This window comes from Vibrio diabolicus, assembly GCF_011801455.1.
Lineage (GTDB): Bacteria > Pseudomonadota > Gammaproteobacteria > Enterobacterales > Vibrionaceae > Vibrio > Vibrio diabolicus.
Genome location: NZ_CP042451.1, coordinates 499,226 through 515,779, shown reverse-complemented (window position 1 = coordinate 515,779; position 16,554 = coordinate 499,226). Strand labels below are relative to the sequence as shown.

Here is a 16,554-nt window from a genome sequence, read left to right as displayed (position 1 = left end):
GAATTGACTGTGCTGAATCCGAAGATTCAATGGTCACTTCGTTTCATTGAAACCTAATTTGAAACCCCTCTTTATTAAGAGAAATTTCTAATTGGATTATCATCAACGAGTGCCCACACAGATTGATAGGTCTATATTGTTAAAGAACTTGCTTTGCGAGAAGTTTTCTCTCAAAGCGGAGGTGCATTCTAGCGATTTGGTTGTTAGTGTCAAACACTTTTTTCAACTAATTTTTCGTAGAAGCTTTTTACCTCTCCGACCCTGCTGAAGCCTTGTGGCGTCTGCCGTGTCGATGGATGCGCATTATAGGGAGAAGATTTTCTTTGGCAAGACTAAAAATACATTTTTTCTAAAAAAGCATGCCAAGTGGATACTTTCCATCCAACCTCAAAATTACCCCGAAATAACACTCAAGATTTCTACAGCTTACCCACAAAAATCTGTGGATAACTACTCATCACTATCGAAGAAGTAAGAAATGCGTGAACGCGGATTAAGATACTCTTTGATTTTCTCCGGCAATTTAGACGGATGAATCGCGTTAACTATCTTTATATCCTTTGATGCAAGATCAATGATTGGCGCCTGCGTCCTTGGCACTGATGGGTCGTAAACCAATACATTTGGGAATAATAGATGCGATGCATTCACTGAGATAACCAAGCCCACCATATTATTGGAAAGCTGAACCACAGTTCCTGGAGGAAACACGCCCATAAACTTAATCAGGATATTCAGGTTTTCTTCTTTATATAGGTGTTTACAGTTCTTATATAAATGAGAGAGTGCGGTATAAGGAATTTTTTGCTCTGAGACTATAGGTGTATGACACAAGTTATCAAATGCGTTAGCTACAGCAATAATTTGAGCAAACTCGTTGATCTCATCTCCTTTCAGACCTTTGGGATAGCCAGACCCATCTCTTAGTTCATGGTGCTGTGCAATCACAACTCTTGCAACTTCGGGAAAACCTTCTATTTGGCTCGCAAGGTCTACTCCATATTTGGTGTGCAACTTTAAGTAGTTAGTTTCTGGTTCCGTCAGCGGTGCTTGCTTTCTTAATATTGCGGTAGGAATTTTTATTTTCCCGATATCGTGGAATAGCGCTGAGAATGAAAGCTCTTTCAACTGCGCAGCTGAGTACCCCTTAGCACGGCCAATCATCATGGCGATAACAGCAACGTTCAACGAATGGAAATAAATATCTTCAAACTCATTTTTACCGTTCATCAGGTGTAGAGTGACATTATCATCACACATTAACTTCTCGACGATATCTTCAATAAGAAGCTTCGCTTCATCAACGGCAGCTGTTGGACGATTACGAATTTTCGTCATGACCGAGCGCATACGCGCAAGAGAGCGCTCAAACTCTTTTTCGCACTGGATAACGCGTCGACGATACGCACTTAACTTTTCTATGCGGTTTTGTTTTTCTTGCCAAAGTTTTTGAGTTTCATGATCTAGCGACGCTTCATTCGTTACTCTATCAGCTTGTATCTGGTCGACTGGAAGTGGTGCGGCATCACTTTGCTCTGGATTAAAGTAAACGAACTTTACACCGAGGTGACGGATCATCTCGACTTGTTCTTGATCTTTAATCTTAAAACTATTGAGTAGAAAAGGGTGATCGTTCCACTTTAGCGGAAGACGGATATGTAATCCGGGTTGAATACGATCGACCGTAAGTTTAATGGCTGCCACTTATTCACTACTGATTTACGTTGCCTAAGAGAGTTAGAATACTAGTAAATTTTGTGAATAAATTCATCAGTAAGTATCAAAACATCAGATGGTCATTTCTAATGACTCATTTAATGAGCAAAAGCAAGCTACTTTAAGGTTCGATCTGCTTTGCGTATTTTAAGCTGAGCCTCGAACGTTGGCTTATCTATTATTTCTTGATCTTTGACTAATCCCATTAATGTTTGTACCGCTACACGGGCCATATCACTGATAGGAAAGTGCACTGCCGACACTGTAGGATAAAGGCTTTCACAAAGGTCGACACTGTCAAAGCTAGTTAAAGAGATTTGCTCCGGTACTGAAATATTGTGCTCGTGTAAGTACTGCATTGCACCGACCGTCATTTCCTCACTGCAAGAAAAGACTGCAGTAACTTCAGGGTGTCGTTGTAAAATTGCAGCCATTGCATCATAACCACTTTGCCGACCATAATTCCCTTCTTCACACCAGCTTTCGTCAATATCGATACCTGCGTCCTTCATCGCATCAACGTACCCAAGCTTTCTTAATAAACTATTATGACGTTGGGATGGACCGGTAATACAGGCGATTTTTCTATGACCACCAGCTAAAAGATGCTCGACGGCAATACGGCTTGCATGATGATGATTAAAAGTAACGCAACGCTCTTCTATTCCTTCAACATAGCGATCCAGAAGAACGAAAGGCGTTGGCTGTTTTGCTAATTCACGTAAATCATCATCTGACAAATAACGACTATGGAGGACATAGCCATCACAACGCAGATCATTAAAACGCTGAATGGCTTCCTTTTCACCTTCTGCAGAATGATGTCCTTGAGCGGTAATCAGAAACTTTTTATGAATATCCAGCTCAGTCTGAACCTGCTCCATCATCTCGCCAAAGAAGCCCCCCGTATAGTAAGTCACCAATAAGCCAACCATATTACTGGATGAGGTTGCGAGTGAACGAGCAATCGCACTCGGGCGATAATTCAGTTGCGCCATAGCTTGCTCTACTTTTTTTCGAGTTTCTTCGCGAAACTTCCCCTCCCCATTAATGATTCGAGAAACGGTAGAGCGATTTACACCGGCGAGTTCGGCGACATCTTTAATCCTTGCCATAATGCTATTGAGTCCAACTGCAATTGTTATTAAATATCCGTTTGTGTAGAACGGCTGCCAGCAATTCGTAAGGTGCTCATAGGGGGCGAAGCTGGCAGCCTTTAATCATACACCGACCATTTGATTGGTAGAAACGAGCTCAGAGTAATCCGTGACAGCTATACCATGTTGAGCTAACTGTTCTTTTAAAATGGGAGAGGTAAGAACTTGTAACTCTAGCTCTCGCTGAAGCGCATAACCACTCTTTAAAATCAGCGCTTGATCGGCCTCTGCCGGGTGGCACATCACCTCAACCAAATCATAGTCTGTCTTTAGACTCAATAAATGCGCCATCAAACCATCTAAACTTACTTTTTGATCGTAAAATTCGTCACTAAAGACATACCTTGTTGTCATCGATTCTTGACACAAGCCAGTGCCCCGCAGTGGCACTCGGTATTCACTCGCTACCTCTTTAATAACGGGCAAAATTTGAGGGTGAGTATGCGCGTGATGATGGCTATCTAAGTGGCTTAGCTCTAACCCAAGCGATAAAAAATGTTCCACCTGAGCTTTTGCTTCGTCATAAATGACCTGAGTTTCGAAGTCCTGCTTACCCCACAGTTCGTCGTATTTGATAAAATGCGCTCGACCGTTGGTCAAATTAGGGTGCCCAGTTAGAGGCACTCCCGCTGTAAACCTAAGATGAACGCCAATTCTCAAGTCTGGATTATGGCGAGCCAACTCTAAAGCATGTTTCTCAGCATCCATACCGACCATCATGGTGGTTGAATGAACAACACCTTGCTGATGAGCTTTTACGATGCCGTTATTTACACCTCTCGTTAAACCAAAATCATCAGCATTAAAAATGACTTTCATTGGCGCCCTTCCTTAGTACTACAACGTCGTTAGTTTAAATTGAGGTAAATACGGAGCGTTCACCGCTAGGATATCATCCAGAATTGACTTGGCACGACCAATGTCTGGCACCAATGGGTTGTTGGTTAATGCCATGAGCGCTTTGTCATAATTACCTTCAACAGCAGCGTCTATTGTCAACTGTTCATATGCTTTGACTTGATAGAGTAATCCTTTGATATTGTTTGACAGCTCACCAACCGCAAGAGGTTTCGCGCCCCAACTACCAATCACCGCGCTACACTCAATCACAGCATCGTCGGGGAGGCCGTTAATCGCTCCGTTATTTAAGACGTTAACAACATGAATACTATTACGATTGTTATAAATTGAATCAACCAAGTTTAGTGATGCATCTGAATAATAAGCCCCACCCCGCTCTTCTAACTCTTTCGGCTTATGATCGAGATTAGGATCTTGATAGAGCTTGAATAGCGCATTTTCTGTTTCCATTACCTGCTCAGCACGAGTGCCCTTTTCACCCGCGCTTTGTTTCTCTTCAGCGAGCATAGCATCGGTTTGATAGAAATAACGATGGTAAGGACATGGTATCGCCCCCAGCGCTTTTAGAAATGCTGGATCCCACGGTTCTTCCCAGATGTTCTTCATGCTGAAGTTAGCACCATCACCGACTTTCTCTAATACTGTTTGAGTAATATCTTCTCCATTGAGCCATGCTTTGTGCACCCAAACGAGATGGTTTAATCCGGCAAACTCAAGTTGTAGCTCTTTTGGCTCGCACTCCATCATTTCTGCGATCATCATTTCCATCGAAACCGGCACATTACATAAACCAATGCTCTTTACTTTGGTGTACTTACTGACGGCTTCAGAGACCAAACCCGCAGGGTTGGTGAAATTGAGCATCCATGCATTGGGTGCCAACTCTTCAATATCTTTACATATATCAAGAATAACCGGGATGGTTCGCAGTGCTTTAGCAAACCCACCAGGGCCTGTTGTTTCTTGGCCGATGACGTCGTATTTAATTGGAATTCGCTCGTCATTAGCACGAGCAGCAAGGCCACCCACACGGAACTGCGTCATCACAAAGTCCGCATCTTTTATCGCAGCACGACGATCAAAGTCTGCTTTTATCTCAATCTTTGCACCTGCTTTATCAACCATTCGCTGCGCTAGACCTTTGATAATCTCAAGCTTCTCAGCTCCTGACTCAATGTCCACAAAATGAATCTTCTTAACGGGTAAATATTCTAAGCGCTTAATAACCCCTTCAACCAGTTCAGGGGTATAGCTACTACCACCGCCAATAATGGCAAGTTTGATCGCCTCTCTAGACATTTTTCTCCCCTTATTTGTTCGAGATTTTTTTGTTCAGTGCAACGATTTCTACAGCCATTTCTTGAGCCAAAATCGTGGTCATTAAGTGATCTTGAGCATGTACCATCACTAACGTCATCGGGACTTTCCCTTCCCCCTGATCTTCCTCAATCAACTGAGTCTGAATTAAGTGGGCTTTGTTAATGCACTCTCTTGCTTGAGAGAGCTTCTCCTCAGCCGCATCAAAATCTTGTTCTCTAGATAAACGCAATGCCTCGTAGCTCAAACTTCTAGCTTCGCCAGCATTGCAGATGATCTCCATTACAACCAATTCTTGTTCCATCATTTTCTCTCCGAGAATCGGGCCGCGGCAATTACGGCCCATTAAGCACCGTTAAGCAGTAACACCTTCGCCTGAAGGTTGCGCCTCATCTTTAGTTTCTTTCGTCGTTGGTAGTTCTTGCTCCAACATTTGCTTCTCAAACATTTTGAAGAATGGAAAGTAGATAATTAGATCAAGAATCAATAAACCAATGACGAGCAATACTGGAGCAAAGGTCCAACCGCTACCCCACGAAGCACCTATCAGTGCTGGTGTTGTCCAAGGCGTTGTAGCGACACCCATACCCACAAAGCCAACATGCACAGCAAAGTACGCAATCGTAGCGTTGATGACTGGAGCGAAGACGAACGGGATAAACAAAGTCGGGTTCATCACAACTGGGCTACCGAAGATCACAGGTTCATTGATTTGGAAGAAGCCAGGCACCGCACTCATTCGACCAATACTCTTAAGGTGAACAGAACGGCTAAATGACATCAGCATAACAAGAGCAAGTGTTGCACCAGAGCCACCGATAAAGATGTAAAAATCCCAGAAAGGCTGAGTAAATACGTTTGGAATCGGTTCACCTGCAACAAAGGCTTCGATGTTGGCACCAATGTTGGTCAAGAAAATTGGAGAAAGCAGCCCCACAACAATTGCAGCACCATGGATACCCGCAAACCAAAGTAGTTGGCAAAGCAATAGAGCGCCAATAATGGCAGGCAATGAGTTAGACGCACTAATTAAAGGCTTAAAGACTGCCATGACCGCATCTGGAATCAGCATGTCGTACTGGGTTTGCACGAAAAGGCTAAGTGGGTATAAGGTAATGAATATCGCTAAGACTGGTAACAGCACTTCAAATGATCGTGCAATCGCCGGTGGAACTTGCTCTGGCATGCGAATCGTAATGTTGTGCTTTTTCATAAAACGGTAGAGCTCTACCGAGAAGAATGCACACATCACTGCGGTGAAGATCCCGGTTCCTCCCATGTGTGACATAGACAACGCGCCATCTTTAGCAGGGGCCGCGATGAGTAAAAAAGACATCAGCGACAATACAGCACTCGTGATCCCATCCATCTTGTAAGCCTTAGCTAAGCTATAAGCAACGCCGAGCGAAACAAAAATGGTCATGATCCCCATCGACATGTTGTAGGGCATCATTATGGTATCAAAATGTGTGGTGGCGAAATCGAGCCAAATTCGACCAAAAGTAAAGGTCGTGTCTTCGGCAAATGGTGGGAATGCAAAAATCAAAATGAAACTACCGACAATAATAAACGGCATTGCAACTATAAAACCGTCTCTCATTGCTCGAACATGGGGCTGATTCCCCACTTTTGCTGCTATAGGGGCTATATGCTTTTCGACTGCGCCTATAATTGCGTCATAAAGCTTCATAGAATCCATCCTTATTTTAGGCAAAAGAATCCCGCATCAAATATTTATATTTGATGTACAGTTATCTTTTTTAAATTTAAAACTATGGTTTAGTTAATTAATTCTAATGCTTGCTCTAGTACTTCTTCTCCCTTCATCATTCCATAATGCTGAGGAGAAATCGCATCAATGTTTTTACCATGCTCTTGCGCCGTTTTTCTTAGCTCTTCTAGCTGAAAACGTACTTGAGGCCCGAGAAGACAAACATCGTACTCTTTAATTGCATCTTCAAATTCATTCACTGACATCGCATCAATTTTGCACTCAATTCCTTTATTTTCAGCAGCTTGCTCCATTTTTTTAACAAGCATACTGGTTGACATCCCTGCGCTACAGCATAAAAGGATCTTTTTCATAGCCTTACTCCCGTTGTGTAAATTTCAACCTGCAAAAACTGTAGCAAAAATAACCAAGACAAAAAAGCGCAACCGGTTGCATTATTCGTGAACACAATCCCAATTTAGAAAATACGACCTGTTTTTTAGTAATTATTTAGGTCTAGGATAAAAGTCAGGAAATAAATTAAGACACCACATTAGGTTTCAAATTATCAATATATTACTACTGACAACGTCGTTATTAATTTCTAAAAAGGAATAGAGAATGAAATTTAATAAATTGGCTATTGCAACGCTTGTAAGTGCTGCACTATCACAATACTCATTTGCTCAAACCGACTCTAAAGGCACCATTTATCTAACGTTTGATGATGGACCAATCAATGCTTCTATTGACGTTATTCAAGTACTTAACCAAGAAGATATCAAAGCGACGTTTTACTTTAATGCTTGGCACTTAGACGGAATTGGTGATGAGAATGAAGACCGTTCGCTAGAAGCCTTAAAGCTCGCATTAGACACTGGTCATATTGTCGCGAACCATAGTTACGATCATATGGTTCATAACTGCGTTGATGAGTTTGGACCTAATAGCTCAGCAGAATGTAATGCTACCGGCGACCACCAGCTTAACTCGTACCAAGATCCTGTTTACGATGCCTCAATGTTTACAGAAAACTTATCTGTTTTAGAAAAGTATCTGCCTAACATTACAAGCTACCCAAATTATAAGGCGACAGAGTTTGCAAGACTGCCCTACACCAACGGCTGGCGCGTGACTAAAGACTTCAAAGCCGATGGGTTGTGTGCAACGTCTGATGACTTTAAACCTTGGGAACCAGGCTACGTTTGTAATATCAACGACCCATCAAACAGTGTGAAAGCCTCAATTGCGGTACAAAACATTCTGGCTAATAAAGGCTATCAAACACATGGTTGGGATGTGGATTGGGCACCTGAAAACTGGGGGATAGCAATGCCAGCCAACAGTCTAACAGAGGCAGAACCTTTCCTAGGTTACGTAGATGCAGCATTGAACAACTGTGCTCCTACCACCATCAACCCTATCAATTCAAAAGCACAAGAGTTTCCATGTGGTACACCACTCCACGCAGACAAGGTCATTATTCTAACGCATGAGTTTTTGTTTGAAGACGGTAAGCGAGGAATGGGCGCAACCAAGAATTTACCTAAATTAGCGGAATTTATCCGACTAGCAAAACAAGCTGGCTATGTATTCGATACGATGGATAACTACACACCAAACTGGCAAGTTGGTCATAGCTACAACGCTGGCGACTACGTCCTACATTTAGGCACCGTTTACCAAGCAGTGACCAGCCATAACGCACAGCAGGACTGGGCACCTTCCCCAACCTCTAGCCTTTGGACCAATGCTGATCCGGCAACAAATTGGGAAGTGAATGTTTCATATAAAGAGGGAGATGTTGTGACGTACTCTGGCAAACGTTATCTCGTCAACGTCCCACACGTCTCTCAAGCCGATTGGACACCTGACTCACAGAACACCTTGTTCACAGCTCTATAAGCTGTTCCCTACTATTATCATGTAGTAGCTTGCGCGAGGTAATACCTCGCGCTTTTTTATTTTTAGAAAAGTAAAAATGGAAAGCAGTAAAGAGTGGACTGACTGGGCCTGGCATTCCTGACGCCACGCTGGATTTGAATTCACAAACCCTAGATACAACAAAGCCCCGACTTACGTCGAGGCTTTATCATATGAATTATGGTACCGGTGGGCGGACTTGAACCGCCACGCCCGAAGGCAACGGATTTTGAATCCGTCGTGTATACCAATTTCACCACACCGGCATCTTTGGGCTATTGCCCTTTGATGGTTGGCATTATACGGAAGCTTTTGACCTGCGCAAGCAGAAATACCTTAAATAACTATCGTTTGCTGATAATTTCGCCACAAAGTGTGACAAAGCCGTACTGATAAGAAACGTACACTCCATTTCCTACTACTGTTCCAGGTGGAAATGAGTATACGTAACTCTTTTTAAATTCTATTCACTGTAATATCAGAAACATAACCATTCCCGATGCTCGACAAAGCTGTATGGAGCATCTCGGCAGCATCTTCCGCTTGCATGAAGTGACTCGTGTCCATCGTGTTGCCGCTTGTTTTCCAGAATTCCGTATCCATTCCACCAGGATAAACCGCGATAATTTTCATTGGCTTTCCTTTTAACTCCAAACGAACCGACTCGATTAATCCTTTGACAGCCCACTTCACAGCACAATACGTAGACTCTTGCGCTTTAGGCTGTTGCGCAGCAGTAGACATAACCATGACCACTTTTATCGGTTGATCTTTGTAACGCTTTACTAACTCTCTTAATACATGAATGGCGGAATTCAGGTTATTATCAATCAGTTTTTGAATCTCTTCCGGCTCCTGCTCTTCCAGTTCGCCAAAATAACCACTTCCTGCACTATGAATGACCATTTCAGGCGGCTGTTTCATCCCATCAAATAGGTGTTTCACATCTTGATGCAGTGAGAGGTTGCAAGCTTGATATCCGACGTTATGAGAGAGTTGTTTAGCTAATGCGGATAGTTTTTCTGTGTTTCTTCCTATGATATACGTCTCTTTGTCTTCCGCATCATAACGCTTTGCCAGCTCTGCCCCTAAACCGCTACTTGCACCTGTAATTACAATCATGGCTACCTCTTTTCTATCACATACTTTTAATGTATCTATCAATTAAGGTAACAGAATCTTGGTAATTCACACCTCAAGAACACCGTTCTTTGAAGCAAGCGGCTTTCTTACTCTCATGATGCATGAAATTCCAAGTAGAACGAGGAAGATTTAACCTATGCTTAAGCAAGAATAACTTTCTGAATTTTCTATCGACTTTCGAGTAAGAACTGAATAGGAGCATGCGAATGACTGGGTCAAAATGGCAATGGTTACTGAAGCAAATGACGCGCAAATTGTGGGTTCGCACATCACTTTATGCCTTACTTGCTGTCGCCACCGCCCTAATATCCATTGTTTTAAACCAGTTCATTACTCTGCCTCCTGCAATCAACGTCAGTAAGGATTTGCTTAACAACATATTAAATATCCTCGCGACTTCCATGCTTGCGGTGACCACATTCTCGCTCAATATAATGGTCTCAGCGTACAGTGCCGCTAGTGCAGGGGTAACGCCGCGAGCGACAAAACTGTTGATGGAAGACAGCACAACACAAAATGCTTTGGCGACCTTTCTTGGCTCTTTTCTATTTAGTTTGGTAGGCATTATCGCGCTAGGCATTGGCGCCTATCATCAACAAGCACAAATTTACCTATTCATCGTTACCATCGCCGTGATCGTGATGATCATACTCACCTTGCTACGTTGGATTCAGCACCTTTCCGTACTAGGGAGAGTCAGTGAAACTACCTCCTACGTGGAACAAGCTTTGTTAGATGCGATAAGAAAACGTGGTCGGGAACGCTGGCTAGGCGCTCACCCATGGAGCCATCCAGAACATAAACCCAGAGGAAGCAAGCCTATTTTCAGCCAAGAAATTGGCTACTTACAGCATGTTGATATGCATCATCTCGATAGTATTGCTGAAGCAAACCAATGCACCATCTATCTTGAACGACAACCAGGAAGTTTTGTGTATGTGAGCCAACCATTGGCTTGGGTTTGTGGAGCGTTGCCAGACGAAAACGAAATAACTGCGGCCTTCACGATTCGAACGGAGCGTTCCTATGATCAAGATCCTCGTTTTGGATTAGTCGTCATGGCGGAGATCGCCTCACGAGCTCTCTCCCCCGCCGTGAATGATAACGGTACCGCGATTGATGTTCTTGGGCGTTCTGTACGAGCGCTTTCATTATGGGGAGAGTTACTCAGCGAGCCGCCTACCAAAACTCGATACCCTAGGCTATTTGTGCCCGCATTGAGCTGCCAGGATTTGTTTGATGATGTCTTTTTGCCAATCGCGCACGATGGTGCAGCGCAACTCCAAATACAGATTCGCCTACAAAAAGCCTTGCTGGCTCTTTCTAGTATGCACCCCAAGTTGTTTTTATCACCTGCAACCAAGCTATCAGAAAAAGCTTTAGAGCTCTCCTTGAGCCAGCATTATACCGAAGATGAGAAACACCAACTCTCTCATCTGTCTAATCTAGTTACAGACCAAAAAGCTAATGGTTAGGCAAGTAAAATTCAGTTGAAATAGGTTACCGAAAGGCCTTGTACATCATGGTATATATTCATAACACACAGCAGAAAAGTCACTTCGTTTATGCATAATTAAAGACTCTGTGCGTTAGGTCTCTTTTCTCTTGGTGAGGGAATCTATATTCTGACGCACAATTTTTAAGGTAAGTGATGGAATAATGACAACGTCTACAACTCTTCCACCTGCTGGTCTCTTTCGTCGACTTGCAGCGTTGATTTACGACACATTGATTATTATCGCAATTGAAATGATGGCCGCAGGTATTGTTATGGCCGTTGTATTTGCACTAAATGCAGCAGGGCTGTTGAGCTATGGCGAGTACGCAGATGCCGCTGATATGCTCGGAAAGCACCCTGTATTAAGCCCTCTATTTACACTGTATCTTGCGGTTGTGTGGATATACTTCTTTGTCTTCTTCTGGACGCGAGCAGGGCAAACACTTGGGATGCGCGCTTGGAAACTTCGAGTTCGCAATGCCAAAGACGGTGCGCCGATTACAGTCACTCAAGCCCTGATTCGCATTGCAACATCTGGCTTTGGTTTGGCAAACCTGACTGTGCCGATTGATCCCAAGAAACGTGGTTTCCACGACATTTGGGCAAAAACAGAGGTTGTTGTGTTGCCTAAAGCAAACTAACTTATCCGGGAATACAAAAAAGGAAGGCATAATGCCTTCCTTTTACATTTAGTCCGATGAAACATGGTTTATTCGGTGATACTTCAGCTACAGCTTTCTTCTCAGCAGCGCAATCGCAATGGCTAAGAACACCAGACTCGGAGCCAATGCACCAAACACTGGGGATATGCCATATACCAAGCTTAATGGGCCAAAGAACTCACTGGATATATAAAAAGTAAACCCGGCAACCACGCCCGACAATACCCTTGCCCCCATGGTCACACTTCTGAGTGGACCGAAAACAAAAGATAGCGCCATCAACATCATCACGGCAATTGAAAGCGGCTGTGTCAACTTACGCCAAAACGCCAATTCATAGCGAGACGCATCTTGCTCTGATGCTTTCAGATAGGTCACGTAATCATACAAACCGCTCAGTGATAACTCTTCAGGCTTTACCGTCACCACAGCTAGCTTATCTGGAGCCAATGACGTATGCCATTCCATCTGTTCGATGTCTTGCTTCGAAATCACGTTTTCATTTTTCATATCCGTGATTTGTACGTCTCGCATCAACCAATTGTTATCTTGTTGATAGTCGACCTCTTCAGCAAAGATAACCTTTTGTAGATTCTTATCATCATCAAAACGCCACATATTTAAAGCATAAAGCTTGTCGTCTTCGACTTTACCTATAAAGATAAAGTCGTTTGCGTCACGAGCCCAAACTCCAGAACGAACTGAGACAATACTACCTCCAGATATCGCAAAGGATCGTAGGTCACGAGCCATCTTTTGTGCTTCTGGAGCGCCCCATTGCCCTAACGTCATAACGATAAGCATAAGTGGCACCGCCGTTTTGAGCACGGATAACCCGATATCCAACTTTGAGAAACCAGCAGCTTGCATCACCACCAGCTCAGAGCTTGACGCCAACATACCCAAACCAATAAGGGCACCGAGTAATGCTGCCATTGGGAAGAACATTTCGATATCACGCGGCACACTGAGCAACACAAAGTACAACGCATGAGTGAGGTCATACACGCCTCGCCCTACTTTACGTAGCTGTTCTACATATTTAATGATGCCCGATAAGCCAACAAACGTCGCTAAAACCAAGGCAGTGGTAGAGATGATGGTTCTACCGATGTAAAGGTCTAAGATTTTGAACACAGCTTACGCGAGCCTCTTCTTACGGAATTTGTCTTTTATTCGTCGAGCAGCAACGCTGTCCATCATATTGGCCATGATTGCGACAATCAGTAACATCGCATTAATTGGCCACATGCCGATTGCCGCCGGAATGTCACCATCTTCTAATGCAGATTTTGTTGCACTAATCGCCAGGAAATACGCTAGATAAATAAGAATCGCGGGCCCCATTTTGGCAAATCGTCCCTGACGCGGATTCACCGCCGACAAAGGAATAACCAGCATCGTTAAGAGTGGAATACACACAAATAACGAAATTCGCCATTGCAGCTCTGCTTGCGCTTCTGGGTCTGGGTGTCCGATCAAATCAACCGTTGGGTACGCTTCCCAATCTCGCCCTTTCTTTTTGACCTCACGCTGGCCGATAACGCCTTCGTATTCATCGAATTTTGTGATCATATATTCAACGCGAGTAGGCACACCTTCATAACGCGTGCCTTCTTTCATGGTGATGACCTGACGGCCGTCCGACAGTTCTTTTACTTCACCAGAGGACGAGAACATCACACTCGGCAATACTGAATCTCTCGGGCGCATCTGCGCGACAAAAACGTTGCTCAATGTATTGTCTTTAATGTCATCAATGAAGACAACCGATGAACCATCTGGCGTGCCTTGGAATTGCCCTTTCTTTAGCAAGTCAACGCTGTTTTCTGCCGCCACTTGTTCATAAAGTTGCTCAACACGGTCTTGAGACCACGGCGATAACCACAATGCATTAAAAGCCGCCACAGCAGAAGTAATCAGTGCTAAGTACAAGGCCGCTTGTACCAGGAATTTGTTACCAATACCTGTCGCGTTCATCACGACAATTTCGCTCTCTGCATACAGGCGACCAAACGTGATCAATATGCCGATATACAGACTCAAAGGCAGCATTAACAACCCCATTGCTGGCATATTCAAACCAACAATCGAGAAAATCAATCCAGCAGGAATATCCCCATCAGAAGCATCAGCAAGAACACTTATGAATTTCTGGCTTACAAACACCAAAAAAAGTACGAAAAAAATCGCAAATTGGCTCTTGAGTGTTTCGCGGATCAAATATCTAACAATAATCACGCTGAAATTACCTATACAAAACTTGTTTTTTTGGTCGAATCACTATAGTTTCCCGTTGAACCATTTATTTTTTTAAAAATTATAAACTAGATGTTAGTCGCTTAATCAGCTCTGCATGTAAGCCTGGAGCTAAAATTCAACAAGTAAGCGATCATTATCTAACATTTAGAGCAATTTGTCTTCAGGATGTAGGAGTACGCATGGAGTTCAGTGTAAAAAGTGGCAGTCCAGAGAAACAACGTAGCGCATGTATCGTTGTTGGTGTGTTTGAACCACGTCGCCTTTCTCCAGTAGCCGAACAACTTGATAAAATCAGTGACGGTTACATCAGTTCACTACTTCGCCGTGGTGATCTAGAGGGTAAACCTGGTCAGATGCTGCTACTGCATCAAGTACCAGGTGTTTTGTCAGAGCGCGTTTTACTTGTCGGTTGCGGCAAAGAGCGTGAACTTGGCGAGCGCCAGTACAAGGAAATCATTCAAAAGACGATCAGCACACTTAACGAGACAGGCTCAATGGAAGCGGTATGTTTCCTAACTGAACTGCATGTTAAGGGTCGCGATACATACTGGAAAGTACGCCAGGCTGTAGAAGCGACTAAAGATGGTCTATACACATTTAATCAATTCAAGAGCGTTAAACCTGAAACTCGCCGCCCACTGCGCAAGCTTGTTTTCAACGTACCAACGCGTCGTGAATTAAACTTGGGTGAAAAAGCAATCACTCATGGTCTAGCTATCGCATCAGGTGTCAAAGCTTCAAAAGACCTTGGCAACATGCCGCCAAACGTAGCTAATCCAGCTTACCTTGCTTCTCAAGCTCGTCGTCTAGCGGACGATTACGAAACCGTAACCACCAAAATCATTGGTGAGCAAGAGATGGAAAAACTGGGTATGACCTCTTACCTAGCAGTAGGTCGTGGTTCTAAAAACGAATCTATGATGTCTATCATCGAGTACAAAGGTAACCCTGACTCAGATGCAAAACCTATTGTGCTAGTAGGTAAAGGTCTAACCTTCGATTCAGGCGGTATCTCTCTAAAACCGGGCGAAGGTATGGATGAGATGAAGTACGACATGTGTGGTGCGGCATCGGTATTCGGTACAATGAAAGCGCTAGCGAAGCTAAACCTACCAATTAACGTTATTGGTGTTCTAGCAGGCTGTGAAAACATGCCAGGCAGCAACGCTTACCGTCCAGGTGATATCCTAACGACCATGTCTGGTCAAACTGTAGAAGTTCTGAACACGGATGCGGAAGGTCGTCTTGTTCTTTGTGACGCACTGACTTACGTAGAGCGTTTCGAACCAGACTGCGTGGTTGACGTTGCAACCCTAACTGGTGCTTGTGTTATCGCACTAGGCCACCACATCAGTGGCGTTATCTCTAACCACAATCCTCTTTCTCATGAGCTAGTTAACGCTTCAGAGCAAGCGAGTGACCGTGCATGGCGTCTACCAATGGCAGATGAGTACCACGAGCAGTTAAAGAGCCCGTTTGCGGATATGGCAAACATTGGTGGCCGTCCTGCTGGTACTATCACTGCGGGTTGCTTCTTGTCTAAGTTTGCTAAAAAGTACAATTGGGCACACGTCGATATCGCAGGTACTGCGTGGAAATCAGGCGCAGCGAAAGGCTCAACGGGCCGTCCTGTCTCAATGCTTGTCCAATTCCTTTTGAACCGCAGCGGCCAAGAGACAGAAGAGTAATTTCTGAACAAAATCTAAAAGGGCCGCAAGGCCCTTTTTTATTATCCTAATTTTCTAAAATGAAAGTGGGACTTAAGATGGTCTTAGGAAGAGACCCAAGGCAAGTGAGAGAATGATGCAAACTGCAACCTTCTACATCATTAACGAAGAGAGCCCGCAAGCAACGGTGGCTGGCTTTGAAGAGTACATTGTGTTTTTGGCGCAGCACTTTGCCCGCCAAGGCGCTAAAGTGTATTTAAACTGCCAAGACAAACCACACGCCGAGCAGCTCGCTGAAGCCTTTTGGCAAGTTGATGCAGACAAGTTCATGGCACATAACCTCGTAGGCGAGGGACCGAAATACGCCACCAATATTGAGATCGGCCATAACGGTGTAAAGCCGTCTTGGAATCGTCAATTGGTAATTAATTTGGCGGAAAATGAGACAACCTTTGCGAACAAGTTTGCTCAAGTGGTAGACTTCGTGCCCTGCGAAGAAAAAGCTAAACAACTCGCAAGAGAAAGATATAAAATTTACCGTCAAGCAGGTTACCAGCTGCAAACGATCGAAATTCAATATCCTTAACGGTCAATCCTTATAGTTAAGGCGATCTTGTTAAGATCCCTCACTTATAAA

The 16,554-nt window shown here is 43.9% G+C and carries 15 protein-coding genes and 1 tRNA gene; 5 read left to right on the top strand and 11 right to left on the bottom strand.

Going from position 1 to position 16,554, the window contains the following annotated elements:
* Positions 1 to 450: 450 nt before the first annotated feature.
* From FR741_RS02460 to FR741_RS02430, 7 genes are all read right to left on the bottom strand, one after another.
* Positions 451 to 1,704, bottom strand: coding sequence for an HD-GYP domain-containing protein (locus FR741_RS02460; protein WP_012841389.1), 1,254 nt, complete (start codon positions 1,702 to 1,704; stop codon positions 451 to 453).
* 128 nt (positions 1,705 to 1,832) lie between these two features.
* Positions 1,833 to 2,831 carry a LacI family DNA-binding transcriptional regulator gene (locus tag FR741_RS02455; RefSeq protein ID WP_046873620.1) on the bottom strand — a complete coding sequence of 333 codons (999 nt, stop codon included), beginning with the start codon at positions 2,829 to 2,831 and terminating at the stop codon, positions 1,833 to 1,835.
* A 105-nt stretch (positions 2,832 to 2,936) separates the two neighbouring features.
* Positions 2,937 to 3,692 carry a chitin disaccharide deacetylase gene (gene chbG, locus FR741_RS02450; protein WP_167426230.1) on the bottom strand — a complete coding sequence of 252 codons (756 nt, stop codon included), beginning with the start codon at positions 3,690 to 3,692 and terminating at the stop codon, positions 2,937 to 2,939.
* Between the two features lie 18 nt (positions 3,693 to 3,710).
* The gene (locus FR741_RS02445) at positions 3,711 to 5,033 is read right to left on the bottom strand and encodes a 6-phospho-beta-glucosidase (RefSeq protein WP_005397437.1); all 1,323 of its coding nucleotides are present in this window, start codon (positions 5,031 to 5,033) and stop codon (positions 3,711 to 3,713) included.
* 10 nt (positions 5,034 to 5,043) lie between these two features.
* Complete coding sequence (locus tag FR741_RS02440) at positions 5,044 to 5,355, bottom strand: PTS lactose/cellobiose transporter subunit IIA (protein ID WP_031780628.1); 312 nt, start codon at positions 5,353 to 5,355, stop codon at positions 5,044 to 5,046.
* A gap of 51 nt (positions 5,356 to 5,406) precedes the next feature.
* Positions 5,407 to 6,741 (bottom strand): PTS sugar transporter subunit IIC, encoded by a 1,335-nt coding sequence (locus FR741_RS02435; RefSeq protein ID WP_005397441.1) that lies wholly within the window; start codon positions 6,739 to 6,741, stop codon positions 5,407 to 5,409.
* 89 nt (positions 6,742 to 6,830) lie between these two features.
* On the bottom strand, positions 6,831 to 7,136 hold the full coding sequence (locus tag FR741_RS02430) for a PTS sugar transporter subunit IIB (RefSeq protein WP_167426229.1): 306 nt from the start codon (positions 7,134 to 7,136) through the stop codon (positions 6,831 to 6,833).
* Positions 7,137 to 7,383: 247 nt separating this feature from the next.
* Here FR741_RS02430 and FR741_RS02425 point away from each other — a divergent pair, with 247 nt between their 5' ends.
* Positions 7,384 to 8,667 carry a carbohydrate-binding protein gene (locus tag FR741_RS02425; protein ID WP_167426228.1) on the top strand — a complete coding sequence of 428 codons (1,284 nt, stop codon included), beginning with the start codon at positions 7,384 to 7,386 and terminating at the stop codon, positions 8,665 to 8,667.
* 199 nt (positions 8,668 to 8,866) lie between these two features.
* On the opposite strand, the gene FR741_RS02420 is transcribed toward FR741_RS02425, so the two are convergent.
* Both FR741_RS02420 and FR741_RS02415 read right to left on the bottom strand, forming a co-directional pair.
* A tRNA-Leu gene (locus FR741_RS02420) sits at positions 8,867 to 8,951 on the bottom strand.
* A gap of 190 nt (positions 8,952 to 9,141) precedes the next feature.
* The gene (locus tag FR741_RS02415; RefSeq protein ID WP_065646883.1) at positions 9,142 to 9,807 is read right to left on the bottom strand and encodes an SDR family NAD(P)-dependent oxidoreductase; all 666 of its coding nucleotides are present in this window, start codon (positions 9,805 to 9,807) and stop codon (positions 9,142 to 9,144) included.
* Between the two features lie 227 nt (positions 9,808 to 10,034).
* Here FR741_RS02415 and FR741_RS02410 point away from each other — a divergent pair, with 227 nt between their 5' ends.
* Together FR741_RS02410 and FR741_RS02405 are read left to right on the top strand one after the other, a co-directional pair.
* A complete protein-coding gene (locus FR741_RS02410; RefSeq protein ID WP_005397451.1) occupies positions 10,035 to 11,303 on the top strand; it encodes a DUF2254 domain-containing protein in 1,269 nt (422 codons plus the stop codon).
* Positions 11,304 to 11,487: 184 nt separating this feature from the next.
* Positions 11,488 to 11,967, top strand: coding sequence for an RDD family protein (locus FR741_RS02405; RefSeq protein WP_005397453.1), 480 nt, complete (start codon positions 11,488 to 11,490; stop codon positions 11,965 to 11,967).
* Between the two features lie 87 nt (positions 11,968 to 12,054).
* On the opposite strand, the gene lptG is transcribed toward FR741_RS02405, so the two are convergent.
* Both lptG and lptF read right to left on the bottom strand, forming a co-directional pair.
* Positions 12,055 to 13,125: an LPS export ABC transporter permease LptG gene (gene lptG, locus FR741_RS02400; RefSeq protein WP_005397455.1), complete on the bottom strand. Its 1,071-nt coding sequence runs from the start codon at positions 13,123 to 13,125 to the stop codon at positions 12,055 to 12,057.
* 3 nt (positions 13,126 to 13,128) lie between these two features.
* Positions 13,129 to 14,229, bottom strand: coding sequence for an LPS export ABC transporter permease LptF (gene lptF, locus FR741_RS02395; RefSeq protein WP_006742363.1), 1,101 nt, complete (start codon positions 14,227 to 14,229; stop codon positions 13,129 to 13,131).
* Positions 14,230 to 14,429: 200 nt separating this feature from the next.
* Here lptF and pepA point away from each other — a divergent pair, with 200 nt between their 5' ends.
* Positions 14,430 to 15,938, top strand: coding sequence for a leucyl aminopeptidase (pepA, locus tag FR741_RS02390; protein WP_005397459.1), 1,509 nt, complete (start codon positions 14,430 to 14,432; stop codon positions 15,936 to 15,938).
* Between the two features lie 115 nt (positions 15,939 to 16,053).
* The gene (locus tag FR741_RS02385; protein ID WP_046873623.1) at positions 16,054 to 16,503 is read left to right on the top strand and encodes a DNA polymerase III subunit chi; all 450 of its coding nucleotides are present in this window, start codon (positions 16,054 to 16,056) and stop codon (positions 16,501 to 16,503) included.
* Positions 16,504 to 16,554 lie beyond the last annotated feature (51 nt).